Genomic DNA, 22,021 nt, shown 5'->3' on the forward strand with positions numbered 1-22,021 from the left:
GCCCGAGGAGACGACCCCCGTCATGCAGACCCAGACCACTCCCCTGCGCTGGCACGGAGCGAGCGGCCCCCGCACCGACCCCGCGGGCATCCGCGAGGCCCTCTCCGACCTCGACCGTTCGTGTTTCGTCGTGCGCACCCCCTCCGGCGTCGGCGCGGTCTCCGGCGGGCAGGCGACCACCGGCGAGGGCCTGCCCCTGCTGGCCGCGGCCGCGCCCCTGCCTCCGCACACCCTCGGCTCCCCCGCCTTCCTCGCCGCACACGGCGTCCGGCACGCCTACATGGCGGGCGCGATGGCCGGCGGCATCGCCTCCGCCGACCTGGTGATCGCACTGGCCCGGGAGGGCTTCCTCGCCTCCTACGGCGCGGCCGGGCTGCTGCCGGAGACCATCGAGAAGGCGCTGACCCGGTTCGCCGCCGAGCTCCCCGGACTGCCGTACGCCGTCAACCTCATCCACAGCCCGAGCGAGGAGCGCCTGGAGCGCGAGGCGGTGGAGTTGTTCCTGCGCCACGGGGTGCGGTGCGTGGAGGCGTCGGCGTTCATGAGCCTCAGCCCGCACGTGGTGCGCTACCGGCTGACCGGCCTGCGGCGCGCGGCGAACGGCGCCGTGGCCGCCGACCACCGTCTCATCGCCAAGATCTCCCGCCCGGAGACCGCCGAGCGCTTCATGCGGCCGGCGCCGGCCGCCGTCGTGAGCGCTCTGCTCGCCCAGGGCCTGATCAGCGCCGAGCAGGCGGACCTCGCCAAGTACGTCCCCGTCGCCGACGACATCACGGTCGAGGGCGACTCCGGCGGCCACACCGACCGCCGCCCGCTCACCGCCCTGCTGCCGACGATCCTGCGGCTGCGCGACACCGTCCAGCACGAGCACCGCTACCCCACCCCCATCCGGGTGGGCGCGGCGGGCGGCCTGGGCTGCCCGACGTCGGTGGCCGGCGCGTTCGCCATGGGCGCCGCCTACGTCGTCACCGGCTCGGTCAACCAGTCCTGCGTCGAGTCCGGCGCGTCCAAGGCGGCCAAGGCGCTCCTCGCCGACGCCGGCATCGCCGACTGCGAGATGGCGCCGGCGGCCGACATGTTCGAAATGGGCGTGGAACTCCAGGTGTTGAAGAAGGGCACCCTGTTCCCGATGCGTGCCAAGCGCCTCTACGAGCTCTACCAGACGTACGACGGTCTGGCGGCCCTCCCCGACGCCGAGCGGGCCAGGGTGGAGTCGCAGATCATGCGCCGTCCGCTGGACGAGGTCTGGCAGGAGTGCGTCGGCTACTTCAGCCGCCGCGACCCCGATCAGCTGGCCCGGGCCGCCGACCACCCCAAGCGGCAGATGGCGCTGGTGTTCCGCTGGTACCTGGGCATGGCCTCGCGCTGGTCCACGGTCGGCGATCCCGACCGCGTCCTGGACTACCAGGTGTGGTGCGGGCCCGCAATGGGCGCCTTCAACGACTGGGTCACCGCCAGCTACCTCAAGGCCCCCGGAAACCGCCGGGTCGCCGACGTGGCCCACCATCTGATGCGCGGCGCCGCCTTCCACACCCGGCTCGCCCAGCTCCGGGTGGCGGGCGTGCGTGTCCCGGCGTCGGCGGCCGACTACCGCCCCGTCCCCCTCGAGACACCGTCCCTGGAGGCCGCCCGGTGACCCCCGACGAGCTCGAGCGACGGCTCGGCGACCCCTACGACGCGGCCAGTCCGCACGGCTTCGCGGCGGCGGTCGCCCGGGACGAACAGGACGCGTTCCCCGAGGAGTTGTGCGCCGTCCTGCGCGAGACCGGCTTCCACCTCAACCACCTTCCGCCGGAGTGGGGCGGCCGGTTCACCTCGTTCGACGAGACCATGCTGCTGGTGCGCACGGCCGCCCGCCGCGATCTGAACGTCATGCCGGCCACGATGTTCGGCATCACCGCCGCCACCTGTCTGGCCCTGCACGGCTCACCGGAGCAGCAGAAGTACGCGGCGGAGATCCTCGCCCGGGGCGGCGCGGTCGGCTTCGCCCTGTCGGAGTCCGCCCACGGCAGCGATCTGCTGGCCAACACCGCTCGCCTCGAACCCGCTGAGTACGGCTGGGAGTTGACGGGCGAGAAGTGGATGGTCGGGCTGGGCCGCCGCTGCGAGGCGGTGTATCTGGTGGCCCGCACCGGTGGGCGCGGCCCCGGTGCCTTCACGGCGGTTCTGCTCGACCTGACCCAGGGCGAGGGCCTGACCCGCAGCCCCGCCGTCCCCGCGAGCGGCATGCGCGGCATCGACTTCGCCCACCTGCGCTTCGACCGCTTCCCGGTGCCGGCGGACGCCCTGGTCGGCCAAGAGGGCCAGGCGCTGGAGTCGGTGCTGAAGGCCCAGCAGGTCGTCCGGGTGATGAGCATGGCCGGCAGCCTGGGCATCGCCGACACGGCCCTGCGCCTGACCCTGGACTTCGCGGCGGACCGCAGGGTCGGCCGTACGACGGTCCTCGACTCCCCCTATCCCCGGCGGGAGTTGGCGATCGCCTCCGCCGCCGCGCTGGCAGCCGACGCCACCGCCCTGGCCGCGTCCCGAGGCATCCACGTGGCCCCCGAGACGTTCAGCATCTGGGGCTGCGCGGCGAAACACGTGGTGGCGGAGAGCACGGAGGAGGTCCTCCGCCGCTGCGGAGCCGTCCTGGCGACGAGAGCGGTCCTGCGTACGGAGGGCCCGGGAGGCGGCCTGTTCCAGAAGCTTCAGAGGGACGCAGCGATCGTGCGGGTGGTGGACACCAGCACCTTGGCCAACCTCCGCTCATTCGCAAGTCAACTACCGCAGATTTTCAGGGGGGTGGGGCATGACATCGAGCGGCTCCGCCGCGTGGGCGCGACCAGCCCCCACGCACCCGAGGCCAAAGAACGAATCCGCACCCTCTTCGACCTCCGTGAACCCCTCCCCCCATACGACCCTCGCCGTCTCGACCTCAACGCCCGAGGCCAGGACCCCGTAACCGCAGCCCTCCCGCACGTGGCCCCGGAAGCACTGGCCAGACTCACGGCCCAGGGCGACCACCCCACGGCCCATTTGGTCACCCGCCTGGTGGCAACCGTCGCCGCCCTACCCGCACAACTCACCGAGGCCGACCGAAACACCGGCCTCATAGACCTCGCAGAGACCTTCACCTGGCTCCACGCGGCAGCGTCCTGCCTCCACCTGTGGTGGGCCAACGAAGAGAACCCCTTCTTCACCGTGGCCTGGCTGCAAGCCACCCTCGCCCACCTCCTCGCGAGAGCAGACGGCACGGATCCCCGCCGCGAGGGGCCGGCACAGCTCCCCGCCCTGGACATCACCACCGACCTGCACCACCACGACCAGCTCTTCAGCGCCCTCCCCGTCCACCTCGCCTGACCGTCGGAGACACTCGTGCCCAAGAAGGACCTCACCGAGCTGGCGAGGCGGCTGGAGAGCCACCTCGGCGATCCGCACGACCCCGCGAGCCGGATGCCGTACGCCCGTGTCCTGGAATACGACGAACGGGAGGACTACCCCTACGAGTTCGTCAATCTGATCCAGCGCTGGGGAGGCGCCGACTACTCGCTGCCGGTCGCCCAGGGCGGCAGGGCGGGCGATGTGGAGGTCGGCTTCAACCTGATGCGGCTGATCGCCCGCCGCGATCCGACGACCGCCACGGCCTTCATCATCACCAGCCTGAGTTTCATGCCCGCGTGGGTCGCCGGCACCGACGAGCAGAAGCGTGCCCTCGTCGACGCGATCCAGCACGGCACGCGTTACGCCTGGGGCCTGTCCGAGCGACGCCACGGCAGCGACCTCACCGCGAACGAGCTGACCGCCGAGAAGACGGACGGCGGCTGGCTGCTCACCGGGGAGAAGTGGCTGATCGGCAACGGCCGGGTCGCCGACGGCCTCAGCGTCCACGCCCGCACGGATCCCCGGGGCGGCCCCGGCGGCTACTCGGTGTTCGTCCTGGACAAGCGCGGCACGCCCGCCGGCACGGTGGAGGAGCTGCCGCGCGAGCGGATGCACGGGCTGCGCGGCCTCGACATGAGCGGTTTCCGTCTCGACCGCGTCTTCGTCCCGGACTCGGGCCTCCTCGGCCGCCCGGGACAGGGCCTGGAGATCGCGCTCAAGACCTCCCAGACGGCCCGGGCCCTGATCAGCGGCATCGCCCTGTCGGCCGTGGACACGGGCCTGCGGGTCACCCTCGACTTCACCGAGAGCCGCGAGGTCTACGGCCGCATGGTGAGCGACATCCCGTACTCCCGACGCCAGTTGACCGAGTGCTTCGCGGATCTGATGGTCGCTGACGCCGTGAGTCTGGGCGCGGTACGGGCGTTGCAGGTCGTGCCGGAGCAGACCAGCGTGTGGTCGTCGGTGGTGAAGTACTTCGTGCCGACGCTGCTGGAGCGCACGTTCGCCCAGTTGAACGTGGTGCTCGGGGCCCGTTTCTATCTGCGCGACCATCCCCACTACGCGATCCACCAGAAGATGATGCGCGATCTGCCGGTCGCCAACTTCGCCGACGGCAACACGGTGGTGAACCTCAAGAACATCGCCCTGCAACTGGAGGGCCTGCTCGCCCTGGCCGACACGGCGGACGCGTCCGTCCGGGCCGGGGCGCAGGAGCGGGCGGCCGTGCTGTTCGGCATCGACCGTGAGCTGCCGCTGTACCGGCCCTGGGACCAGGAGCTGTTCAGTCGGGGCATGGACGACGCCCTGCTCGCCGCACCCGACGCGCTGCTACGACTGCGGCGGCTGGCCGGCGAGGCGAAGCCGGACGAACGGGAGTGGCTGACGCGGTCGGCCGAGGTCGCCGGTGAACTCCTGGCGCACGCGCAGGGGTTGCGGGAGCGGACGGCCGCGCTGAAGGCGGCGCTGGGCCGGGACTTCGGCCAGTCCGCCGAACTCTTCGACCTGGCCAAGGAGTACTGCCTGCTGCACGCGAGCGCCGCTTGTGTGCTCAGCTATGTCCACTCCGCCGCCGCGCTCGACGATCCGCTGCCCAGCGGGGCGCTGCTGCTGCTCCAACTGGAGCGGATCCGAAGGCACTTGCGGCCCCACGAGGCGGTCACGGACGCGGCGGTGGTCGACGAGGTGATGCGGGTGCTGCGGTGTCTGCACCGGGAGGATCTGCTGTTCTCCTACTGGCAGTTCCCGCTCGCGCCGCGCGCCGACCTGTCCGCGGCGCGGCGCTGAGATGGCGGGGACGGCCGACCGTCATCTGTGGCTGTTGCCGGAGCGCGCGGCCGAGGGGTTCGTCGCCCGGCTGGGCGGAACGGCCCTGCTCACCGACGGCGAGCGGGCGCGGTGCGAGCGCCCGCTCGCGCTGCCCGCGCGGCTGCGCCGGACGGCCGCGCTGCTGCTGGCCCGGCACGCGCTGAGCAGCCTCTCGGGCCATCCGCTCGATTCCTGGCGCTTCACCGCCACCTCCGACGGCAGACCGGAGCCGGTGACTCCGCTCGGTTCCGGTCTGCGTTTCAACCTCTCCCACACCGACGGTCTGATCGCCTGTGTGGTCACCGAGGGCGGCCGCGCCTGCGGGGTCGACACGGAGGCCGCCCACGCGACCGCCGACGCCGTACGACATCTGCCGGCGCACTTCGCCGAGCCCGAGCAGGCGGACCTGGCGCGGCTTGCGGACCTCGCGGCCGTCGTCGGGGAGCGGGCGCGGGCGGCGCGGGTCGCCGCTTACTGGGTGCTCAAGGAGGCCTATCTCAAGGCTCTGGGCACCGGGCTGCGCCGCGAGCTGTCGTCGATCGCCTTCGCCGGCCTGCCGGGACCCTTCATCACCCTCGACGACACCCGACGGTCCGCCCGGTTCTGGCAGTTCGACCTGGTTCACCCCACCCCGGACCACGTGGTGGCCGTCGCCACCGAGCACACCGGTCCCCAGGGACTGCGCACCACCGTGGTGACCGACTGACCTCCCTGTGACCTTCCTGATCCCTGATCCCTGATCCCTGATCCCTGTCCTGATTCCTGATCCCTGTTTCCTGTTTCCTGATCCCTGAGCGAGGAGCCCCGATGTCCGAGAAGCCCAGCATCGCCGTCGTCGGCGGCGGAGTCGCCGGCCTCTCCGCCGCGTACGCCCTGCGCGAGCACGCCCAGCTCACCCTCTTCGAACGCGAGGACCGCTTCGGCGGTCACGCCAACACGGTGGAGGTCCAGGACGCCGGCCGCACCCTGGGCATCGACACCGCGTTCGTCGTCTTCAACCGGCCCGCCTACCCCAACTTCTCCCGGTTCCTTGAGGAGTTGGGCGTGGCGGACAAGCAACTCCTCAGCGGCTTCAACTTCTTCGACCTGAGCAGCGGGCTGCAGTACGGCAGTGAGGAGCTGGAGCTGTCGGAGGCGGAGGTACGGACCCGCTACCCCGAGTACTTCCAGACCATCTGGCGCGAGGCGCGGCGGTTCCACGAGGAGGGCCGCCATGACTTCTTCCGCAAGCGCACCGACATGCCGATGGGCGAGTACCTGGACCGGGGCGGCTACAGCCAGGAGTTCCGCCACGGCTACTTCATCCTGCTGTGCAGCGCGGTCTGGTCGGTCCCGGCCGAGCTGGTGTGGGAGATGCCGGCGACCACGGTGATCGCCTTCTTCATGGCGCACGACGAGACCGGACTCGGCGGCCGGCGTGTCGACTGGCGGACGGTGGGCGGGGGTTCGATCTCCTACGTCCGCAAGGTGCTGGCCGCGATCGATCCGAAGGCACGTCTCGCGGAGCCGGTCCTCGGCGTCCGTCAGGAGGCGGACGGGGTCGTGGTCCGGACCGCGAACGGTGAGGAGCGCTTCGACCACGCCGTCGTCGCCACCCACGCCGACGTGACCCGGACCCTGCTGGAGAACCCGACGCCGGCCCAGCGCGAGCTGCTCGCGTCCCTGCGCTACAACGCCTCCACGGTCGTCCTGCACACCGATCCGTCGGTCATGCCCGCCGATCGCGCGCGCTGGGAGGCGTGGAACTACGGCAAGGTGACGGTCGACGGGGAGCCGCGCACGTATGTGGCGTACTACATGAACAAGCTGCACGGCTTCGCGTCGGAGACGGACTACTTCGTCACGCTGGACTATCCGTTGGAGGTCCGTGAGGACACCGTCATCCGTCGGTTCGCCTACGAGCACCCGGTGCTCGACATGGCGATGCGCACCGCGCAGCAGACCATCTACGAGGTCAACGAGGGCCCGCGGGTGAAGCTGTGCGGGTCGTACTTCCACTCCAAGCAGCAGTACTGGGACCAGATCGGCTCCCACGAGGCCGCGTTCTCCTCCGGCAAGGAGGCCGCGGCCGGGCTGCTGCGGGAGCTGGGCCGCTAGGCCGGTACGGCTTCGGCACTGCTAGGGAGTGTGCCGGCGGGCCGACTCGTTCTCCTGGGCCATGCGCCTGAGGGCCATCAGGGCGGGCTCCAGGAGGACGGTGAGCAGGAGGGCGCGTTCGGCGGCCTCCAACGGGTCGTCGATTCCCTTGAGCTGGTCGAGGTCGAGGACCGCGGTGCGCTCGGCGAGCCGTGCGTAGGGCAGCAGGGTCTGCCAGTCCAGCGGGACGCCGAGCGCGCGCAGGTGGCCGATCGTCTCGGCGAGGGTGGCGCGGGCGGGGGCCGACTCGTGGACGTCCCAGCCCAGCTTCTCGACCAGCGCCTCGACCTGGGCCGCCTCCGGGGCGTCCACGGCGGGCTCCTCGCCGACCCGGACGGAGCCCAGGGTGAGGCCGAGGAGGCGGTGGGTGTCGCCGGTGTGCTCCGCGAGGGCGTCCAGCACCTCGCGGGTGGTGCTGACGGACAGTCCGCGTACGCCGGTCAGCGCACGGATCAGCCGGAGTCGGCGCAGGTGCTGGTCGTCGTACTCGGCCTGGGTGGCCGCCGTCTGGCGGCCGGGCTGGAGGAGGCCTTCGCGGAGGTAGTACTTGATCGTCGTCACGGAGACGCCGCTGCGGCGGCTCAGCTGGGAGATGCGCATGGAGTTCGCCTCCGCACTGGAAACTGGATACCTCTACTGTCTAACATAGATAGTAGAGGTATCCAATTATTCCCTCCGAGAGGGCGTCAGCCATGCCCACCCTGCGCTGGACCACCGTCAGCACCCCCGCACCGGACACCGAGGCGTTCGTCATGGCGTCCCGACTGGAGGTCCGCTCGCTCAAGGACGTGCCGCGCTTCTTCCTGAAGTCCCTGGCCGCGTGGAAGCAGGTCTCCGGCGCGCCCGGCGCGTACGGCGCCTCGCTGATCGCCCAGCCGCTGAAGCGCACCTTCTGGACCCTGTCGGCCTGGACCGACAAGGACGCCCTGTACGCCTACGCGCGGACCGAGCCGCACCGGTCGATCATGAACGGGCTGCGGCCCACGATGAAGGACTCGGTCTTCACGTTCTGGGAGGTCCCGGCGGCGGATCTGCCCATCGACTGGACGGACGCCCGGCGCCGCCTCGCCGAGCAGGAGCGCTCCGGCGCCTGATCCCCCCGCCCTCCGCCCCCCTTCCGCTAGGAGAGACCCCGCCATGACGCTGTCCGAAGAGAACGCGGTTCTCGACGAGCCGGCCGTCGCCGCCCCGGGGCGGCGCATACCGCTCTGGCTCGCCATCGTCGCCGCGAGCGTGCCCATGTTCATGGTCGCGCTCGACAATCTCGTCGTCTCCACGGCCCTGCACACCCTGGCCGTCGATCTGCAGGCGAACACGCAGGAACTGCAGTGGTTCGTCAACGCCTACGTGCTGAGCTTCGCCTGTCTGCTCATGACGGGCGCCGCGCTCGGCGACCGGTTCGGGCGGCGCAGGGTCTTCGTCGTCGGCATCGCCCTGTTCACCCTCGCCTCCATCGGCTGCGGCCTCGCCGACACCAGCGCCCAGCTGATCACCTTCCGTACGATCCAGGGCTTCGGCGCGGCGGCCGTGATGCCGTTGTCGCTGACCCTGCTCTCCCAGGCGGTGCCGGAGCGACTGCGCGGCATGGCGCTGGGCGTGTGGTCCGGGGTGAGCGGGCTCGCCGTGGCGATGGGCCCGGTGGTCGGCGGCGCGGTGGTGGACGGGCTGGACTGGCGGTGGATCTTCTGGATCAACGTGCCGGTGTGCGTGATCGCCATCCCGCTGGTGCTGTTCGCGTTGCGCGAGAGCTCGCTGCCCGGCGCCCGCCTCGACCTGGTCGGCATGGTGCTGGCGGCGGCCGGACTGTGCGCGGTGGTGTGGGCCATCGTGCACGGCGAACCGGACGGCTGGACCTCGGTGAAGGTGCTGGGCGCGTTCACGGCGGGCGCGGTGCTGCTGGCCGTCTTCGTCGCCTGGGAGGCCCGGGTCTCCGAGCCGATGCTTCCGCTGTCCTTCTACCGGGCGCGGGCCTTCACCCTCACCAACGTCGTCTCGGCGACCATGTACTTCGGCGTCTTCGGCTCCCTGTTCCTGCTCGCCCAGTACCTCCAGATCGTGCCCGCCCGCACCCCGCTGGAGGCCGGGGTGCGCACCCTGGCCTGGACGCTGATGCCGATGTTCGTCGCCCCCGTCGCCGGTCTGCTCACCGACAAGGTGGGCGGCGGCCGCCTGATGGCCCTCGGCCTCTTCCTCCAGGGCGTCGGCCTGGGCTGGATCAACCTGGTCGCGGACACCGACACGGCGTACTCGTCCCTGGTCGGCCCGATGATCGTGGCCGGCGTCGGCATGGGCCTGGTGTTCGCGCCGACGGCCGCGGTCGTGCTCGGCTCGGTCGCCAAGGAGCACGCGGGCAAGGCCTCGGGCGCCAACACCACAGTCCGGGAGATCGGCGGCGCGCTCGGGATCGCCGTACTCAGCACGGTGTTCGTGGCGCACGGCAGCACCGAGGGGCCGCAGCAGTTCGTCGACGGGCTGCACCCGGCGGTGTGGGTCGGCGTCGTGGTGGTGTTCGGCGGTGCGCTGTGCGCGCTGGGCATCCCACGCCGGCAGCGGTCCGCCGAGGAGGCCTGAGCCGCACCACCGCCGCGGGCGTCACCGCGCGGGCTCCAGCAACGCGGCGGCGAGGCCCGTGAGCCGGGCCCGCTCGTCGGCCGTCAATCGGTCGGTCAGTACGGCGATGCGCGCGCTGACCTCCTGCGTGCAGCGGGCGGCCAGCTCCTCGCCGAGCGGGCCGAGGGACACAAGGACGCCGCGCCCGTCGTGCGGGGAGGGCTCGCGCCGGACCAGGCCGCGCTTCTCGGCGCGGGTGACCAGGCCGGTCATGGACGACTTGTCCAGCCCCAGGCGCTCGGCGAGGGCGAGCATCGACGCCCGTCGGCCGCGCAGGGCGCCCAGCATTCTCATCTGGACGATCGACAGATCGTGCGCGCCGCCCACCTCGGCGAGGACGCGCTGGATCAGGAACGACAGCTGGACCAGGGCGTCCACCGTGGTGAGGGGTTCTTCGTGAGCGGCTCGGGCGGTCATGGAGGCAGCCTACTCAACCTGGTACGTGGCACGAACTACCTTCCCTCCCGAGAAATAGTTTGCGCCACAAACCAACCCCGGCATCGACGCGACCATCCTGGGCAGCGGCCAGGGCTCGGTCACCACCGCCGGCATCGTCGCGGAACCGCCCTCCCTCGCCGAGGAGATCGCCTCGGGCGCACTGGCCGTGGACCCGCCGCCGCCCCCCTGACCCGGGTCGAGGAGGCCTGGCGCATGCCCGCCGCCCCCGGCGTCCGCGTCGTGCCGACACCCTGACGCCCCACCGTGCACACCTGAGCAGAGACCCGCTTGAATGATCAAAACACCCACGGGTTAGCATATGAGCGCCTCCTAGCTCGAAAGATAGGCCCGTGACGCTCAACGACGATTCGTTCACCAACTGGAAGAACCGCGAGGAGATCGCGGAGTCGATGATCCCGATGATCGGGAAGCTGCACCGGGAACGGGACGTCACGATCCTGCTCCACAGCCGCTCCCTGGTGAACCGGTCGGTGGTCAGCATCCTCAAGACCCACCGGTTCGCCCGCCAGATCGCCGGCGAGGAGCTCTCGGTCACCGAGACCCTGCCGTTCCTCGAGGCCCTCACCACGCTGGACCTCGGCCCGTCGCAGATCGACATCGGCATGCTCGCCGAGACCCACCGCGCCGACGACCGCGGCCTGTCGGTCCGGGACTTCACCGCCGAAGCCGTGGCCGGCGCCACCGGCGGCAACAAGATCGACCGCCGCGAGCCGCGGGACGTCGTCCTGTACGGCTTCGGCCGCATCGGCCGGCTCGTCGCCCGGCTGCTCATCGAGAAGTCCGGCTCCGGCAACGGCCTGCGGCTGCGCGCCATCGTCGTACGCGGCGGCGGCCGGCCCGCCGACGACCTCGTCAAGCGGGCGTCGCTGCTGCGCCGGGACTCCGTGCACGGCCAGTTCCAGGGCACGATCACGGTCGACGAGGCGAACAACCGGATCATCGCCAACGGCAACGAGATCACGGTCATCTACGCCGACGACCCGACGTCGATCGACTACACGGCGTACGGCGTCGACAACGCCATCCTCATCGACAACACCGGCAAGTGGCGTGACCGCGAGGGCCTGTCGAAGCATCTGCGGCCCGGCATCGACAAGGTCGTGCTGACCGCGCCCGGCAAGGGCGACGTCCCGAACATCGTGCACGGCGTCAACCACGACACGATCAAGCCGGACGAGCAGATCCTGTCCTGCGCGTCCTGCACCACCAACGCCATCGTCCCGCCGCTGAAGGCGATGGCGGACGAGTACGGCGTGCTGCGCGGCCACGTGGAGACCGTCCACTCGTTCACCAACGACCAGAACCTGCTGGACAACTACCACAAGGCCGACCGTCGCGGCCGTTCGGCGCCGCTGAACATGGTCATCACCGAGACCGGCGCGGCCTCCGCCGTCGCCAAGGCGCTGCCCGACCTCAAGGCGCCCATCACCGGCAGCTCGATCCGGGTGCCGGTGCCGGACGTCTCGATCGCGATCCTCAGTCTGCGGCTCGGCCGCGAGACCACCCGCGAGGAGGTCCTCGACCACCTCCGTCAGGTCTCGCTGACCTCGCCGCTCCGGCGTCAGATCGACTTCACCACGGCCCCCGACGCGGTCTCCATGGACTTCATCGGCTCGCGCCACGCCTCGATCGTCGACGCCGGCGCCACCAAGGTCGACGGCGACAACGCGATCCTCTACCTCTGGTACGACAACGAGTTCGGCTACTCCTGCCAGGTGGTCCGGGTCGTCCAGCACGTCTCCGGCGTGGAGTACCCGACGTACCCGGCGACCAGCGCCTGACCCTCCTTTGTAGGATCCGCGGGTCAGTGCGCAATGCAGGTGCGAGATGCGCACTAGATGCGCAATTCCGGAACTTGGTGCGCACTGACTCCGCTCCGTAACTACCTCTTGTCGATCCTTTGTGATCTTTAGGTGCGTCGCGATGCTGAAGCTCCATACCGTCGAGGCATGGCGCTTCAGAGTTCGGCCCAGGCTCGCCGGGGGCGCAGCGCTCCTGCCGCGTCGTTCCGATATGAGGACGAGACGGTGCGGGACGTTCCTTTTGACGAACTACGGTTGACGGACTTCAGGAGATCCAAGCCCTGGCGCACGGTGCGGTCAGTTCACGGCATGGCCCATCACTCCGGCTCGTATGCCTCGGCGACGACGAACGGGCACGTTGTATATGAGAGTCGGCTGGAGTTGGCCCGCTTACTGCTGGCCGACTTCGATCCAGCCGTCCAAGCCATCTATGCCCAACCCTTCCGGATGACCGCCAAGGTCGACGGCCGAGTGCGACATCACGTACCGGATTTCCTGCTGATCATGCAGTCGGGCGTAGTCCAGGTCGTGAACGTCAAACCCGCGGATCTACTGGCCGATCCCAAGATCAAGGATGCCCTGGCATGGCCACGGAAATTAGTCGGGCGACACGGCTGGGGTTATGAGGTGTGGTCCGGAGCGGACCCGATCCTCTTGGAGAACGTTCGATTCCTGGCAGCGTATCGCCGACCGGGGGTGGTACCTGCCGAGGAGATCGAGCGGGCCTGGGCAAGCGTGCAGGATGGGGATCAGCTCGCCGCCGCCGAGCACCGGCTTGCAGAAGGGAGAGACCCCCACGAAGTCCGCCCGTCCATCATGGCCCTGCTGTGGGCGGGGCATCTGACCACCGATCTGACGACTCCGTTGTCTGGCAACTGGGTACTTCGGAGGTCTGGATGAACGTGTGGACTACCCCTCTTCGCCCCGGTCTTCCCCTGGTGTTCGACGGTGAGCAGTTCACCATCGCGGAGTTGGACGGACGGCGGGTCCTCCTGCAGCGGACGGGACCGGATGGCCGCCCTCAATGGCGGCAAGTAGATCTCTCTCTGCTTATGACGCATCCGTCGACCGAGTTTCTGGTCGAGACTCCTGCGCCGGGGCCGGCTACCGCCACGGTGCTCGGCGACCTAGTGGACGACGATGAAGACGAACTGAACACGCGCTTCCAGCACGTTCAGGAAGTCCGATTCGGCTACAAATTGGGCTCGTCCGAGCTGGCTTTGGAAGGCGAACCCCGTCCGGACTACGCCCCCGGCGTGCCCATGATGCACCGCTACAAGGTCAAGGCAGCGGAACTCAGAGTAGATCCGGCTACCATCCGCCGGTGGGTCACCAAGGTCAAGGACGAAGGCCCCGCTGGGTTAGTGACAAAACGCCAAGCCACTCACATCCTCGACCGCGCCGATCCGCGCTGGCTCGACATGGCCAGGTCCGTACTCAAGGAACAAGAGAAGTCCAGTCGCCCAGTACGGAACTTGACGCTCATCAAGATCGAGGAACGCCTGGCCAAGGAACACGGCCACGGCACAGTGCGCATCCCGAAACGGACGGCCGCGTACGAGCTGCTGCGGGAGCTCAGCCGGGGAACCAACGCCTTCGACGGCAGCACAAAGGGCAAGCGCTCCATCGCCCAGCGCCCTCCGGGAGTGTACGGCAAGCTGCGGGCAACGCGCCCGGGTGAGTACGTGATCCTGGATACCAACAGCCTGGACGTCTATGCCATGGAGCCGGTGACGTGCAGGTGGGTGCGGTGCGAACTCACTGTGGCGATGGATCTGTACAGCCGGGCCATCTGTGGGCTGCGACTGACTCCGGTGTCAACGAAATCGGTGGACGTGGCCGGTGTTCTCTTCGAGACCGTGCGCTCGCGCGAAAGGTCTGTCGGCAAAGGCGAGCCGCTTCCGTATTGCGGAGTGCCATCCACGGTGGTTTTGGACGCGGAGAAGCTGGTGGACGCAGAGGGGCAGCCCCTGCTGCCTTCCGTAGCGGCGGAGGCAATCGTCTTCGACCACGGGAAGATCTACGTGTCGAAGCACATCGAGAGTGTGTGCGCCAAGCTCGACATCTCCTTACAACCGGCTCGTCCGCACACGCCGACCGACAAGCCGGTGGAGCGTTGGTTCCGGACGCTTAACCAAGGAGTCCTCGCTGCATTGCCCGGCTACAAGGGGCCGGACGTCTACAGCCGGGGAGAGAAAGTGGAGGACGAGGCCTACTTCTTCCTGGATGAGCTCGAGGCCATCATCCGCGAGTGGATCACTCTGGTCTATCACCGTCGGCACCACCGGGGGCTCAAGATTCCGGAGGTTCCGGGGCTGAAGCTCAGTCCGCTGGAAATGTACGAGCACGGGATCATGCGAGCGGGCCCGCTGAGAATCCCGTCCCGACCGGGTCTCGCCATCGAGTTCTTGGAAGAGAAGTGGTGCACCATTCAGCACTACGGAGTGGAAGTGAACGGCCTGCGCTACAGCGGGGAGGCCTTGAAGGGGCTCCACAACCAGACGAGCCACCACCGTGGGCGGCATCCGGGAGCATGGCCGATCGCGGTGGACCGCGACGACATCCGGAAAGTCTATTTTCAGCACCCTAAGACTCATCTGTGGCATGCGCTGGACTGGGAGCACGCCCCATCTCTGAATGGCCCGGCAAGTCTGGAGGCATTGCAGTACGCCCGCAAGATCGCAGCGAAGACCCATCGCTTCCCGGATACCAGGCGCGCCCTGATCGAACTGCTGGAACGCTGGGGCGCCGGGATGACTGCGGACCGGACGGAACGACGGATGGCTGTCCGATTGTCACACCAAAGGTTCCGCATCATCGGTGAGGATGACGCCACGGACACTGAGGTCACCGCGCTGCCTACCGCCGAGCGCCTCGCCACATTGACCACCACATCATCCGCGGACGGCTCGCACCCAGATGCTCCAGGCGCGCCGCCGGACGTACGCACCGTATCGGACCCCGCGGAAGTCCCAGGCGGAGACGATGACGCGGACGACGAGTGCGCTGCTCTCTTCCCCGGGGACGAGCCTGATGACGGGACCGAAATCGACCAGGACGACTTCTACGCTGACATCCTGGAGAGCCGTTGACCAGGTCGCTTACGCGGGACGTCTTCGAGGGTGACGACCGCCAGTACTCACCCACGCGTCTAGACGGCTGGTTGGAGGTGGTCAACGGACCCGATCGACTCCAGCCGCCGTTGCTGACGCGTAAGCAGATGGCCGCCATGTCGCGGCAGGATCTGCTGCGTTACAACGACATCCGTCACGTCTGGCATGCCAACATCGGCCCTATCAAAACGCCTCAGCTTCTCGAACTTCACGCAGATCTGTACGAAATCGTCGGTTCGAACCGCCAGGACGGCGACAAGGCCAAGCCCGCCGCGTTGGTCGACGCCTACCCCGGGATCGGGAAAAGCACCGCAGTGCGTGAGTTCGGCCGCGACTTCCACCAGGAGCAGATCAAGGTACGAGGGGAGACGACACCCGAAGGCCAACGCCGAGTGCCCGTCATCTATATCGCGTTGACGGGCAACACCCAAATCCGCGGTCTTAACGCAGCGATCTGCCGATTTTACCGGCTGCCCACCAGCGGAGACGCGGACACGTTGGCGGAGCGAGCAGTCGACGCTGTGCTGAGCCTGAGAACGTCCATCTTCATCATCGACGACATCCATTTCCTGGCGTCGGCGAACTCCAACTCGGCTCGGCTCGTCAATCAGCTGAAGTTCCTGTCCAACACCTTCCCGGTGACCTTGATCTACGTCGGCGTCGGTGTCCGAGACCGCGGAATTCTGAACGAGGGACGTTCCTCGACCGAGGCTCTGCACGCCCAGTTCGGGCGGCGCACCACGGCACTGACCCTGCGCCCGTTCCAGGTGGAGGACGAGCCCGGGCGCGTGGAGTTCCGCAAGGTGTTGCTGACGATCGAGAAGAAGCTCGTGTTGGCCGACAAGTATCCGGGCATGCTGGCTGACGACCTCGCGGACCATCTCCTGGCCCGCTCCAGCGGTCACTTCGCCTCTCTCATGGCGCTGATCAACCGCGGTTGCTACCGCGCAATCACGACCGGCCGCGAACGGCTGGACGTCGAGCTCATGAGCAAGATCAAGAATGATGCCGCGGCGGAGGAGGAACGGCTGGAGTTGGTTGCTGCCATCGAGGCCGGTCTTCTGACAGCGAAGCCGCAACGCAGAAGCGCCAGGAAGTCTGCCTGATGGCGTGGAGCAATGAGCGAATCCCTCTCTGGGTGCCGCCGGTTGAAGGGGAGGCCCTCGACAGCTGGCTTGCGGCGTATTCCCGCCGGCTGCGGACGGACCTTCCTCATTTCGTGCGCTTTCTTGGTCTGCCTCAAGGCCGCGGCAATCTCATGGTCCGCTGTCTGACAGAGCATGAACAGGAGGTGCTGTCGAAACGCACGGGGCTCGGATCGGACTGTCTGACGGCGATGACGCTCCAACCCTGGGACGATCTGGCCGTCATCATCGACCGCCCGACGCGCCGTCTCATCCGGCCACCGCATTGGCGGCACACCGGCAACTACACCCGCTATTGCCCCCGCTGCCTCGACGAAACCGCAGGACGCTGGCAGATTGCCTGGCGGCTGCCGTGGTCGTTCGCCTGCACCCGTCACGGCACTATGTTGCTCGACCGATGCCCGGAGTGCGGACAACCGCCCCTAGTCCATGGGCGGCGCCAGCTGCGGAACACTCCTTCGGGAGTCTGTCTCTACGGCACAGGCTCTGCTCATGCCGTCCGCTGCGGCTTCTTCCTCCCGTACGCTGCCACCCCCTTGCTTCCTCCGGGCTCCCTGGTGATGAAGGCCCAGGAGGAGGTCAACTCGGAGGTCCTGCGGATCGGGGTCCCCCGCGAGGCGGCCGCGCAGCGCGGTCGTGAATTGGCGGCGCTTGCCCACTCGGCCCTGCTCAGTCTCCGCAGCACACTGGATTCGGCACCTGCCGTGGTCCACGCAGTGCTCGCAGAGTGCGGCGGCTTGCCCGAAGCCCAATGCCACCACGGCGGAAGCGACTCCCACAACGCCGCCATCGGCACCGCCATCGCCAGCATCGCACTGAATCGAGAACGGGACGACAGCGATGCTGTCTTTTCCTGGCTGATGGGCACCGACCGCTTGCGGCGCCACCGTGCGCATCCGACGCCCTGGCTCGCCAACTGGGTACCAGCCGGACCTGAAGTGACCTCGCGCGCCCTGGCTGTGGTGGCCGGCGAACTGACCTGGATAGCACGGCTACGTTACGGCGCCGCCACGGCCACTCCGGCCTGGCCAACCCTCACCGACGAAGACGTGCAACGTCGAGCATCCCGGCTGCCGGCGATGCTGTGGCCAGCGTGGACCATACGTATCCTGCCCCGGCTACCCGAACCCGTCTTCCGGCTAGCGGGGCTTCGCCGGGCATGCGCAACGCTGCTCTTGATGCCCGGAACCTTCTGGAACTACCCCCAAGCCGCTGCATTGCTGGGCAACCCCCGCGCATACGGCAACAGGGAAGCGCTCGACACTTCACTCGACAAGCAACGACCCGATGAACTCGACGCCGTCCTCGTTTTGTTGGCCCGCGCCCTGGACACCCATCCGGTCCCAATCGACTACCACAGGCGGCGGACTACCTTCTCCGAGGCCAGCGTGAGTTTTGACCTGAATGCTCTTCGGGAGTATTGCCGACGCCGTGGGCTGCGCAACGGCCCAGTGCACACCAAGAGACTGCGATGGCGTCTGCTCAGACTCCTCCTCGGAGCCGACCCCGGCACCTCGTCCCGCACCCCGGCCTGGAACGCGGACCTTTCACAGCAGTTCTCCGGCGAGTTCAGAGATTTTCTCCTTCAGCAGGCAACTGCGAATCTCAAGGCCCACGGCATTGATGAACCCGTGCTCTGGCAGCCACCGCCAGCCTGGCTCGACGATGTTGCCTACCCCGGCATAGATCCCGACACAATCAACACTGCAAAGCTCAGCGCGTTGCTGGTCCCGGGCCATCCACTGGCACAGATCGCGGACACCATGGGCATCAGCGAGGATCACATCCTGCTGCACATCGAATCGATAGGAAGCAGTGCTCCGCTGCCGTCTGCGTCCCGTTTACCGGCTCAGGGACGCAATATCCCTCGCCAGGGCCTTCTCGCTTCTGAAGAATTGCGACGTCTCTACCTGGAACAGGGACTCTCCTTCACCAAACTCGCACAAATGGCGGGGTGCAGCGACACCACCGTCCGTCGAGCTCTCGCCGAGGTCAACATCGCCTCCCGACGGACTCGCGGCTGTCCTCCTCTCCTGCCGGCCAGGGTTTCCCGCGAGTGGCTGGACACGGAATACTCGCTCAAGGGCCGCAGTGTCCCCGACATCGCACGAGAGGTCGGAGTACACAAGGACAGCGTGTCCGATCAGCTCCAGCGGTGGGGCATCCCGCGACGCCCCGAGGGGCCCTACTCGAACCCCTTCGCCTCGCTGAACGTCACCCTCTCGCCGACAATGCAACGTCTGAGCAGAACGCGAAACTGCCTGACACGGCTACGCAACCTCCTACACATCCCCGGTCACCCCCACGTCACGGCTGCGGCAAAATCGCTCGGCATCTGTCCAACCACCCTCCGCAAACAGTTGCGGGATATCGAATCCGCCCTGGGCACCACCGTGATCGCACGGACCAACCCGCTGTCCATCGCTCGGACAGGAGCCGCCTTCCTTCGTGAGGCGCGGCATCTCATTGCTCTTCTCGACAACGAAGCGAGACCAAAGTCAATCATGCCCGGTTAACGTGACCTCACGAAGCCCAGTTGCCGGATCACTCTCTGTCATCGATTCGACTGAAGGGAAGGTGCCGATTAATCACCATCGGCCGACACCCTCCATGTTCGACGCATCTGGATTCCGACGTTTTGGCGATCCGGTTGATGTCTGCGGGCGCGATTCCGAGAGCAACGCCGACGTCGCGCAGGGCCCTGCGCGCCCGATAGATCTCGGGCATCGCGGTGACCGCGACTCGTTCCTTGCCGAAGCGTTCGGAGGTCGCGTCGTAGTACTCCAGCCGACGGGCGGACTCCATGTCGATGTCGATGTCGGGCAGCAAGGCCCGGCGCATGATCCGTATGTGGCCGGTCGAGTCTTCGTGCGCTCGCCGGTTACCTCCCAGGTTGAGAAGGAAGAACCGGAGTGAACGGCAACCGTAAGAGGCTTCTGGCGCTGTTGTTCGGCGCCATTGTGTCCGCGTTTATCGGCCTTGCATAGGGCGTTGTGTTGCGGCTACTGGTCGAACCGGTGGTCGGTTGCGCGAGGGACGGCGCCGCGGCAGGCAGTGGCACGATAGTGCTGCGATCGCCGTGATCATGTTGTTCCCTGTCAGGGAGGATCTCAGTACGCCCCCGTCGCCTACCCGTTCGAAGGAGCCCGCCGCAAGACTCTCCTCTGCGTGTGACGGAGGTTGGTTCCATCTGCGCCGGGGCTGTCAGCAGCAGCCAGGGGAGTCTGCGATCAGTGTGCGCCCGCGGCCGATGGGCGGCTCCCGGCAGCCGCCCGCAGCGGCGCGGCGTTGACGGGCGTGAGAAGCGGACGGCCAGATGCCTCTCAAATCCGTCAACGCCGGTACCGACCCCTATAGGGGGTTGCTTGCCGCCAGGTCGTTGAGAACAGCGTTGACTGTCGACCAGCACAGATCGGCCGTGTCGAAGTCTGCGCTGTGCTTGGCTCGCTTCTCCGCGAGGGGGTGGACCAAGTTGCAGTAGGTACGGAGCAGCTCCGAGGCCATCTTCGCATCTTGATCAATCCACCCATTGCTCAAGGGCGGCACCGGTAAGACCACCTCGGCCTGGTTCATCGCCCTCTACTACGCCGTCGTCCTCGGCCTGCCCACGTTGCTGCTGGACGCCGACGCGACGAGCCAGTCCGCCTACGACTGGTTCAAGGTCGCCCAGGCCGCCGGCTTCGACATTCCCGAGAACCTGATTGTCGAGCGGTACCCGTTCGACGACATCGCCGAGTACATCCGGGTCAAGCGCGCCGAGTTCGGCGCGATCGTGGTCGACGCCGGCGGCGGCAGCGCCCGCATCTTCCACGAGGCTGTAACCGAGGCGAACCTGCTGCTCGTGCCGGTCGCCCCCACCAAGATCGAGCGCCGCAAGCTCGTGGCCACCTTCGACGAGGCCGAGCGCGCCGCCGCACGCAACGAGCACGGCGTCACCGCCCACGTCGTCATGGTCAAGGCCGACGACCGCACCAGCCTGCCCAGCCGGGCAAAGGACCAGCTCCTCGACCCTGACCAGGGCGAGGGCATCGGCCCGGACCGCGACGAGGCGTTCCCGCTCGCCGAGACCACCATCCATTCCTGGGTGCACTACATGGAGGCCTTCGGCGAGATCCCGACCGAGCTGAGCGAGTACGCCGAGCTGATGAAGGAGCTGACCGCAGCATGACCGAACGCATGAAGCCCCCGGCCCGCCGCACGGGCGGTCGCCCCCTGGGCGGAGCCAGGAAGACGACCCCTCCCCCTCCTCCCCCGGCCGCCGAGCTCACCCCCGAGCAGTTCGCTGCCGAACAGGCAGTCGCGCAAGGCGAAGGCCGACCCGCTGCCGGCCAGCAGCAGGTACAGCCCGCCCCTTCCACCGTTCCCGTCGAGGGGGCGGCGCACAATAAGACCGAGACGGTGGCTGACGTGGCTCAGGCGTCCCCCCAGTCGACCTATGCGGTCGCGCCGAGCGGCACCGCGCAAGAGGCGAACGTCAGTCAGTCGGCTCACCAGTCCGTCATCGCCCCCGAGGCTCGGATGGATTCCGTCGGCGATCCGGTGAAGGAGCAGGTGCCGCCCGGGGTCCCGACTGCCGAGCCCACGCCACCTGCGGTTCAGCCCGCGCAGCCGCCCGAACCCGTTGCTCGGCACGGGCTGTCCAACGACCCGTCCGCGGCTGCTGGTGTGGCCCCGGTCGCCGAGGTGGCGGTTCGCCCAGCAGCTCCTCCGGTCGCAGGCGACATGGCATTCCCGGTGAGGACCGATACTCCGGGGCCTCGTCAGGAACAGGACGCGCGGTCGCAGGCAGCACCCAGCGAGGGAACGCCGTGGGCTCACGGCCCCGGCCGCCCCAAGAACATCCCCGAGACAGCCGTGATCCTCAACCAGCGCATTATCACGCGCGAGAGCCTCGACTCGTCGGTTCCCGCTGCGCTGAAGCTGAAGAAGCGGATCAAGCGCTTCGCGCTGGACAACGAACTCGACCACCTGCCCATGGGCGACATCGTCGCGGTGGCACTGGACGAATGGCTCACCACCCGCGGCTTCTGACACACCGTACGGCACAGGGGGTGGCAGCCGGCTCGCTGAGTGCCCGGCCACCCCTACCGCCGACTATTCCAATAGCCCAATAGGCGGCTAACTAGCCGCCTAGCCGGACCGACCGGAGCAGCCTTCGTGCCCAATCTCTCCCACCACGCCCGTCGTCTACGCGACGTGGCCGACGCACTCGAAGCGCAGTCCGAGCCCGCCGACGATCCACTCACCCCGCATCCAGACACTCTCGCGGTCGTCAGCGACCGCCGCATCAAACGCGGACAGCTCAACTACGCCGTCCCCGACATCCTGCAACTCCAGCGACGCATCCGCCGCTACAACGCCGACCATGACGTCCCCCACGGCGACATCGTCGCCCTGGCCCTCGATAGCTGGCTTCGTGCCAAGGGCTACCCGCCCGATCTCACCCCGCCCCAGGCTGAAACGTCATGAGCGGGCAGCCGGACCAACTGCCGCTGGGCTCCCTCGCCTAGTGTCCTGCGCCAGGAATTCGTTCAAGATATGAGGCGAAGCACCGACCGAACGCTCAGACGCCGGCACCCGAACCCCC

17 protein-coding genes and 1 pseudogene are annotated in these 22,021 nt (G+C 68.3%); 15 read left to right on the forward strand and 3 right to left on the reverse strand.

Features of this window, described 5'->3' with window-relative positions:
* The first annotated feature begins 22 nt into the window (after positions 1–22).
* The 5 genes from OG562_RS01030 (at position 23) to OG562_RS01050 (ending at position 7,266) form a co-directional block, all read left to right on the forward strand.
* A complete protein-coding gene (locus tag OG562_RS01030; protein WP_266392352.1) occupies positions 23–1,636 on the forward strand; it encodes a PfaD family polyunsaturated fatty acid/polyketide biosynthesis protein in 1,614 nt (537 codons plus the stop codon).
* The gene (locus OG562_RS01035; protein ID WP_266392354.1) at positions 1,633–3,342 is read left to right on the forward strand and encodes an acyl-CoA dehydrogenase family protein; all 1,710 of its coding nucleotides are present in this window, start codon (positions 1,633–1,635) and stop codon (positions 3,340–3,342) included. The genes OG562_RS01030 and OG562_RS01035 overlap by 4 nt, the downstream gene beginning before the upstream one ends.
* A 15-nt stretch (positions 3,343–3,357) precedes the next feature.
* Entirely contained in the window at positions 3,358–5,148 is a 1,791-nt protein-coding gene (locus OG562_RS01040; protein ID WP_266392357.1) for an acyl-CoA dehydrogenase family protein, read from the forward strand.
* A 1-nt stretch (position 5,149) separates the two neighbouring features.
* Positions 5,150–5,875: a 4'-phosphopantetheinyl transferase superfamily protein gene (locus OG562_RS01045; protein ID WP_266392360.1), complete on the forward strand. Its 726-nt coding sequence runs from the start codon at positions 5,150–5,152 to the stop codon at positions 5,873–5,875.
* Between the two features lie 101 nt (positions 5,876–5,976).
* A complete protein-coding gene (locus tag OG562_RS01050) occupies positions 5,977–7,266 on the forward strand; it encodes an NAD(P)/FAD-dependent oxidoreductase (protein WP_266392369.1) in 1,290 nt (429 codons plus the stop codon).
* Positions 7,267–7,287: 21 nt separating this feature from the next.
* On the opposite strand, the gene OG562_RS01055 is transcribed toward OG562_RS01050, so the two are convergent.
* On the reverse strand, positions 7,288–7,905 hold the full coding sequence (locus tag OG562_RS01055) for a MerR family transcriptional regulator (RefSeq protein ID WP_266392376.1): 618 nt from the start codon (positions 7,903–7,905) through the stop codon (positions 7,288–7,290).
* Between the two features lie 92 nt (positions 7,906–7,997).
* On the opposite strand from OG562_RS01055, the gene OG562_RS01060 reads away from it, so the two are divergent.
* Together OG562_RS01060 and OG562_RS01065 are read left to right on the forward strand one after the other, a co-directional pair.
* A complete protein-coding gene (locus OG562_RS01060; RefSeq protein WP_266392379.1) occupies positions 7,998–8,399 on the forward strand; it encodes a DUF3291 domain-containing protein in 402 nt (133 codons plus the stop codon).
* Between the two features lie 43 nt (positions 8,400–8,442).
* Complete coding sequence (locus OG562_RS01065; protein ID WP_266392382.1) at positions 8,443–9,876, forward strand: MFS transporter; 1,434 nt, start codon at positions 8,443–8,445, stop codon at positions 9,874–9,876.
* Positions 9,877–9,897: 21 nt separating this feature from the next.
* Here the strand turns inward: OG562_RS01065 and OG562_RS01070 are convergent, their stop codons facing one another.
* Positions 9,898–10,332, reverse strand: coding sequence for a MarR family winged helix-turn-helix transcriptional regulator (locus tag OG562_RS01070; protein WP_266392385.1), 435 nt, complete (start codon positions 10,330–10,332; stop codon positions 9,898–9,900).
* Between the two features lie 371 nt (positions 10,333–10,703).
* Here OG562_RS01070 and OG562_RS01075 point away from each other — a divergent pair, with 371 nt between their 5' ends.
* The 5 genes from OG562_RS01075 to OG562_RS01095 all read left to right on the forward strand — a co-directional run bounded on the left by OG562_RS01075 (position 10,704) and on the right by OG562_RS01095 (position 18,950).
* Positions 10,704–12,155 carry a glyceraldehyde-3-phosphate dehydrogenase gene (locus OG562_RS01075; protein ID WP_266392388.1) on the forward strand — a complete coding sequence of 484 codons (1,452 nt, stop codon included), beginning with the start codon at positions 10,704–10,706 and terminating at the stop codon, positions 12,153–12,155.
* A gap of 168 nt (positions 12,156–12,323) precedes the next feature.
* Complete coding sequence (locus OG562_RS01080; protein ID WP_266392391.1) at positions 12,324–13,076, forward strand: TnsA-like heteromeric transposase endonuclease subunit; 753 nt, start codon at positions 12,324–12,326, stop codon at positions 13,074–13,076.
* Entirely contained in the window at positions 13,073–15,268 is a 2,196-nt protein-coding gene (locus tag OG562_RS01085; protein ID WP_266392393.1) for an integrase, read from the forward strand. Before OG562_RS01080 ends, OG562_RS01085 begins: the two co-directional genes overlap by 4 nt.
* A 77-nt stretch (positions 15,269–15,345) precedes the next feature.
* The gene (locus OG562_RS01090) at positions 15,346–16,395 is read left to right on the forward strand and encodes an AAA family ATPase (RefSeq protein ID WP_266408933.1); all 1,050 of its coding nucleotides are present in this window, start codon (positions 15,346–15,348) and stop codon (positions 16,393–16,395) included.
* Positions 16,395–18,950 (forward strand): TniQ family protein, encoded by a 2,556-nt coding sequence (locus tag OG562_RS01095; RefSeq protein WP_266392395.1) that lies wholly within the window; start codon positions 16,395–16,397, stop codon positions 18,948–18,950. Before OG562_RS01090 ends, OG562_RS01095 begins: the two co-directional genes overlap by 1 nt.
* Before the next feature lie 118 nt (positions 18,951–19,068).
* On the opposite strand, the pseudogene OG562_RS01100 reads toward OG562_RS01095, so the two are convergent.
* Positions 19,069–19,275: pseudogene (locus OG562_RS01100) on the reverse strand (hypothetical protein); the annotation flags it as partial.
* A 688-nt stretch (positions 19,276–19,963) separates the two neighbouring features.
* On the opposite strand from OG562_RS01100, the gene OG562_RS01105 reads away from it, so the two are divergent.
* The 3 genes from OG562_RS01105 (at position 19,964) to OG562_RS01115 (ending at position 21,903) form a co-directional block, all read left to right on the forward strand.
* Positions 19,964–20,602: a ParA family protein gene (locus tag OG562_RS01105; RefSeq protein WP_266392397.1), complete on the forward strand. Its 639-nt coding sequence runs from the start codon at positions 19,964–19,966 to the stop codon at positions 20,600–20,602.
* Positions 20,599–21,465, forward strand: coding sequence for a hypothetical protein (locus OG562_RS01110; protein ID WP_266392400.1), 867 nt, complete (start codon positions 20,599–20,601; stop codon positions 21,463–21,465). The genes OG562_RS01105 and OG562_RS01110 overlap by 4 nt, the downstream gene beginning before the upstream one ends.
* A 126-nt stretch (positions 21,466–21,591) precedes the next feature.
* Positions 21,592–21,903, forward strand: a complete 312-nt coding sequence (locus OG562_RS01115) for a hypothetical protein (protein WP_266392401.1) — start codon at positions 21,592–21,594, stop codon at positions 21,901–21,903.
* The last annotated feature ends 118 nt before the right edge of the window (positions 21,904–22,021 follow it).

It is taken from the genome of Streptomyces sp. NBC_01275 (genome assembly GCF_026340655.1).
Lineage (GTDB): Bacteria > Actinomycetota > Actinomycetes > Streptomycetales > Streptomycetaceae > Streptomyces.

Excerpts from the sequence above, each read along its gene's own strand:
- OG562_RS01050 (WP_266392369.1), top strand. The coding sequence starts at position 5,977 with ATGTCCGAGAAGCCCAGCATCGCCGTCGTCGGCGGCGGAGTCGCCGGC.
- OG562_RS01055 (WP_266392376.1), bottom strand. The coding sequence starts at position 7,905 with ATGCGCATCTCCCAGCTGAGCCGCCGCAGCGGCGTCTCCGTGACGACG.
- OG562_RS01045 (WP_266392360.1), top strand. The coding sequence starts at position 5,150 with ATGGCGGGGACGGCCGACCGTCATCTGTGGCTGTTGCCGGAGCGCGCG.
- OG562_RS01110 (WP_266392400.1), top strand. The coding sequence starts at position 20,599 with ATGACCGAACGCATGAAGCCCCCGGCCCGCCGCACGGGCGGTCGCCCC.
- OG562_RS01030 (WP_266392352.1), top strand. The coding sequence starts at position 23 with ATGCAGACCCAGACCACTCCCCTGCGCTGGCACGGAGCGAGCGGCCCC.
- OG562_RS01065 (WP_266392382.1), top strand. The coding sequence starts at position 8,443 with ATGACGCTGTCCGAAGAGAACGCGGTTCTCGACGAGCCGGCCGTCGCC.
- OG562_RS01060 (WP_266392379.1), top strand. The coding sequence starts at position 7,998 with ATGCCCACCCTGCGCTGGACCACCGTCAGCACCCCCGCACCGGACACC.
- OG562_RS01095 (WP_266392395.1), top strand. The coding sequence starts at position 16,395 with ATGGCGTGGAGCAATGAGCGAATCCCTCTCTGGGTGCCGCCGGTTGAA.
- OG562_RS01080 (WP_266392391.1), top strand. The coding sequence starts at position 12,324 with ATGGCGCTTCAGAGTTCGGCCCAGGCTCGCCGGGGGCGCAGCGCTCCT.
- OG562_RS01085 (WP_266392393.1), top strand. The coding sequence starts at position 13,073 with ATGAACGTGTGGACTACCCCTCTTCGCCCCGGTCTTCCCCTGGTGTTC.
- OG562_RS01070 (WP_266392385.1), bottom strand. The coding sequence starts at position 10,332 with ATGACCGCCCGAGCCGCTCACGAAGAACCCCTCACCACGGTGGACGCC.